At 75.2% G+C, this 690-nt stretch carries 1 protein-coding gene; it reads right to left on the reverse strand.

Going from position 1 to position 690, the window contains the following annotated elements:
• Positions 1-625, reverse strand: a 625-nt coding sequence (locus tag FNX44_RS27430) for an NUDIX domain-containing protein (RefSeq protein WP_323369695.1), incomplete at its 3' end; no start/stop codon positions are given.
• Positions 626-690: the final 65 nt, after the last annotated feature.

The following is a 690-nucleotide window of genomic DNA, read 5'->3' on the forward strand; positions in this document are numbered from 1 at the left end:
GGGCGGGCCAGGGTGCCTCGGCGTCCCGCAGGGCGTCGAGCCCGTCTGGCCCGCCCTCGGCGCGGGCGGCGCCGACCGCCAGCACTCCGGCGACCAGACAGCTGTTGTGCAGGTCGCCGGCGAGCACCCCGCGCACCAGCCGGGCCAGCGGGACCCGGCCCGTCTCCATGTCCGCCTCCTCGGCGTGGCCGACGTACCGCTCGCCGTCGGCGTCGGCGAGGTCGCGGGCGAGGAAGATCCGCACGGCCTCGTCCGAGCCGCCGGGCGTGGTGTAGAGATCGACCAGCACCCGCCAGTCGGCGGCCTTGACGTGGGCCTCCTCGTACAGCTCCCGCTGCGCGGCGTGCAGCGGGTTCTCACCGGGCACGTCGAGCAGGCCGGCGGGAAGCTCCCAGAGCTTGTGCCGGACCGGGTGCCGGTACTGGCGCAGCACCAGCACCCGGTCGTGCTCGTCGAGCGCGAGCACCGCGACGGAACCGGGGTGGGCCTGGTAGTCCCGCTCCATGACGCCGCCGTCGGGCATCTCCACCCGGTCGGTGACCATGCTGGTCTTGGCGCCGGTGAACGGGGTGCTGCTGGCCAGGACCGGCCACTGGCGCGGTTCGTCGCGCGGCGTTGCCGTCACGTTTCAGCCCTCCTGCCGCCGGGCGACCGCCGCCTTGACCAGACCGGCGAACAGCGGGTGCGGGC

Source organism: Streptomyces alkaliterrae (genome assembly GCF_007097205.2).
Taxonomy (GTDB): domain Bacteria; phylum Actinomycetota; class Actinomycetes; order Streptomycetales; family Streptomycetaceae; genus Streptomyces; species Streptomyces alkaliterrae.